The organism is Bacteroidales bacterium (assembly GCA_041671145.1).
Taxonomy (GTDB): domain Bacteria; phylum Bacteroidota; class Bacteroidia; order Bacteroidales; family JAHJDW01; genus JAQUPB01.
The window spans coordinates 1-3,569 of record JBAZBZ010000083.1; the positions used below are offsets into that span (position 1 = coordinate 1).

Annotated in this window: 5 protein-coding genes and 1 tRNA gene; 4 read left to right on the forward strand and 2 right to left on the reverse strand. The window is 31.7% G+C overall.

The features are described from left to right. Nucleotides 1-13 precede the first annotated feature (13 nt). The 3 genes from WC223_13950 (at nt 14) to WC223_13960 (ending at nt 2,030) form a co-directional block, all read left to right on the forward strand. A tRNA-Ser gene (locus tag WC223_13950) sits at nt 14-100 on the forward strand. A gap of 38 nt (nt 101-138) precedes the next feature. After that, nucleotides 139-423 (forward strand): hypothetical protein, encoded by a 285-nt coding sequence (locus tag WC223_13955; GenBank protein MFA6925345.1) that lies wholly within the window; start codon nt 139-141, stop codon nt 421-423. Nucleotides 424-467: 44 nt separating this feature from the next. After that, entirely contained in the window at nt 468-2,030 is a 1,563-nt protein-coding gene (locus WC223_13960; protein MFA6925346.1) for a HAMP domain-containing sensor histidine kinase, read from the forward strand. 72 nt (nt 2,031-2,102) lie between these two features. Here WC223_13960 and WC223_13965 read toward each other — a convergent pair whose 3' ends face one another. After that, entirely contained in the window at nt 2,103-2,843 is a 741-nt protein-coding gene (locus WC223_13965; GenBank protein MFA6925347.1) for a hypothetical protein, read from the reverse strand. Between the two features lie 129 nt (nt 2,844-2,972). Between WC223_13965 and WC223_13970 the strand changes: the two genes are divergently transcribed. After that, nucleotides 2,973-3,236 (forward strand): hypothetical protein, encoded by a 264-nt coding sequence (locus WC223_13970; protein MFA6925348.1) that lies wholly within the window; start codon nt 2,973-2,975, stop codon nt 3,234-3,236. 9 nt (nt 3,237-3,245) lie between these two features. Here the strand turns inward: WC223_13970 and WC223_13975 are convergent. Further along, the coding region (locus WC223_13975; GenBank protein MFA6925349.1) for an FAD-dependent oxidoreductase at nt 3,246-3,569 on the reverse strand (324 nt) is incomplete at its 5' end.

Here is a 3,569-nt window from a genome sequence, read left to right on the forward strand (position 1 = left end):
AGAAGCGAAGAAAGGAGACGTGGCTGAGTGGTTGAAGGCATCGGTTTCGAAAACCGACATACGGGAAACCGTATCGTGAGTTCAAATCTCACCGTCTCCGCTTTTGTTTAAATTAAAATATGCTATTATTAATATATTATGGAACAACCAAATTTTATAGAAAAAAGTAATAGTGAGGAAAAAATTAAAAATTTTGTTAAGGAAATAGGCACATTACTTATTGATGACCCGACAAAAGCTCTTGAAAGAGTTGAAGAAATTCCAGATTTTGAAATTAGGCAAGGTATTTGGAAAGAATTTATTAAAAATGAAAAATTTAATAAATTCTGGGATAATATACAACCCCTTTTAAGTTATGAAGAAAGGGAAAGAATGGAAAAATTTTTTGGGAAAATTGTATGGGGAGAACAAGTTGAAGCTTAAATAAAAACATAAGAGATTTTTAATACATGATATAATTTTACAATATGAACATTCATTTATTACTCCACAACATACTGTATTCATTTACCATTTTATTATCTCTTTCTATAATTGTATTTCTATTTTTTAAAGCAAAAAAAGATACAGCTAGAATTACTCTTATTTTGGCATTTATTGCTGCCATCATATTTATGACTTCGCATGCTTGGGGAATTTCAATTACAGATAGCGAATTATCTCGCCGTATTTTAATGTTCAATCTGGTTGATATATTTTTGCCGATTTTTACCGGCCATTGTGTTTTTGCATTCATCGGCAAATTAAAAGAACTAAAGTATTATATTATTTCAACTTATGTAGTAGGTGTTGGTCTTCTTATGTTTTTTCTCGCAAATCCAAGCTTCTTTTTATTGACTTCAGTTCCAAAAATGTATTTTCCAAATTATTATGTTGCCGGCCCGTATTATTTCGTAATGTTAATCTTTTTTTTCACTTTAACCATATTTACTTTTTATGCGATGATAAAAGCTTACAAGACCTCAAATAATATTGATAAGAACAGAATTAAATATTTTGCTGTAGCTCTTTTATTAGCATACGGAGTTGGCTCAATTGATTTTCTTTTAATATATGATATTCAGGCAGATTCACTATGGGCGTCTTTCTTTATTCCTTTATTTGCAATTCCATTTACTTATGCCGCTCTTAAATATGAATTAATGGATATTAGGCTTGTTGCAAAAAGAGCCTTTATTTATATAGTCATAAGCGCATTCATTGGTTTTTTACTCGTTTTTCTAAATTATATAAATAATTTAATTATTAGAAGCTCTCCTGGATTTCCTGATTGGATATCTTCTGCTATTTTGGCTCTTTTAACAACTATCGGACTTCTTCTCATTTGGCAGAAAATTCGAGAAGCCGATTTTCTTAAATATGAATTCGTTGACATAATTTCACATAAATTTAGAACGCCCCTTACTGCTATTAAATGGTTTAGCGAACGCTTATTTGAAGCTGTGCCGGAAAACCTTAAAGGAGATGTCAGTGGTATTCAGAAATCTGCAAACAGTCTTATTAATTTAACCAATCTTCTGGCGAATTTATCTTTGACAAGCGGAAAATCATTTGCCTATAATTTTGTTCAATTGGATTTAAATAATCTTATTAAAAAACTGATTTCCGAAACTTCTGAAAGAATTAAAGCAAAAAATATCACAATACCATCCTTGCCTGATTCTACTAATTTTGTTTTAGCGGATGAAGCAAAAATTAAATTTGTTTTTCAAACCTTGCTTGATAATGCGATAAATTACAGTAAGCAAGACGGGAAAGTATCTATTGAAATATCAACTCTAGACGAAAAAGATGTTGTTGTTAAAGTTACTGATTCTGGCATTGGCATTGGTGAAAAAGAAATTAAATATATTTTTACCAAATTTTACAGAACAGATAGTAGCAAAAAAGCCGATACAGAAGGCATGGGAATTGGTCTATTTTTATCACAAAGAATTGTGGAAAAGCATGATGGAAAAATTTGGGTAAAATCAGAAGGACTAGAAAAGGGAAGTTCATTCTTCGTAAGTTTGCCAATTTTAAAAAAATAAAAGGCAGTTTCTTTTTAGAAACCGCCTTTTCAACGATGTTTTAACTTACTAAGCCTGGCCATGTAATCTTTTCTAATTATTGCCAATCTTTGGCTTAATGGCTTCCGAACCGGCTTGGCAGTACGGGCAAACCTCAGTTTCCAAGTCGATATCTTTCATATCAAAATGGAAAATCGGTTGTACTTTTGAACCATCAGGAAGTTCATAGTCTTTTGAACGATGAACTAACACATAAGATGTTTCAATGATAATCGGCGGAGGATTTTTTCCGTTGCACTTAAGGACAGCTTTTTTTGTTTCCCAGGTGCTTCCGCTTCCGGTTGTCATTAATTCGTTAATGATAAGCACTCTTTTTGATGAATCAATACCTCCGAGGATAATTGTGGGATTACCTTTTTTATCTTTTTCTACCGGAATGTATTCAATCTTTTCATTATTTTCGAACCTTAATATGCTCGCCACGTTGAATCCCAAAGTTATTGCTGAATAAGCAGAGCTTACAACAACGTCAATTTTCTCAGTTTCTTCAGCATTTAAAATCTTTACAATTTCATTTGCAAATAAGTCATTAAGACACGGATATTTCAGAACTTCTTTGCATGAAATAAATCCATTACTATGCTTTCCGGATTTTAGAATAGCATGAGGTTTTCCAGGACAGGGAGCACCATCATATTCCCAAAATGCCCCAAAAAAATTAAATATCGCAATCATTTCCTTTTTTTCCATGGGACGACCCATGAAGAATTCAGGAACAAGGTCAAATATTTTGCCTTTATTAATTAAATCAGTAACCAAACTATGTTTTTCCATTTTTACCTCCTGTATTTTTAGTGAATGTTTAAGTACTATATTTACACCATTTTAAACATATTTTATATTAAATGTCAAATTAAAATAAATTTGGTGAAATTTATTTTATGCCTTATAATTTACAGTAATATGAAAAATATGGAAATGCCACAAAAACCCAATAATCAAGGTCAATTTGAAATAAATTTTAATCAGCCAGAACAATTAGATTCAAAAGGCAGAAACAAAAAAGAAATTATGAGGCAATGTGGACTTGCAAATGAAAGCTTACTTTCATTTGATTCTGAAACAAAAAAATGGAAGATAGATAATATGCCAGCTGAACAATGGCAAAGAAAAATGAATAAATTATATGGAAAGAGCCCAGCCGATTTTGAAAAAGGGCAGTGGTAAGTTTATTATTTAGCGTGCATGAAGATGTAGGTAAATATCCTCAAGGGCCTTTACAGCATCGCCAGCCGCGATGTTGTTTTGATGATAGAGAATATTAGTGCAGTCGCCGGCAGCCCAAATACCAGCAAGTTCTGTTTTACTAGTCCAAGGGTCTATTTTTATTCTACCTATTTTATCAAGCGGTACAATGTCTTTTACAAATTCAGTGTTAGGAATTTGTCCAATTTCAACAAAAATTCCAGATATTTTAAGTTCTTTTAACTCTCCAGTATTCAGGTCTTTATAAGTTATTCCTTCTACAAATTTATCACCCAATACTTCGAAAAGTTCTAC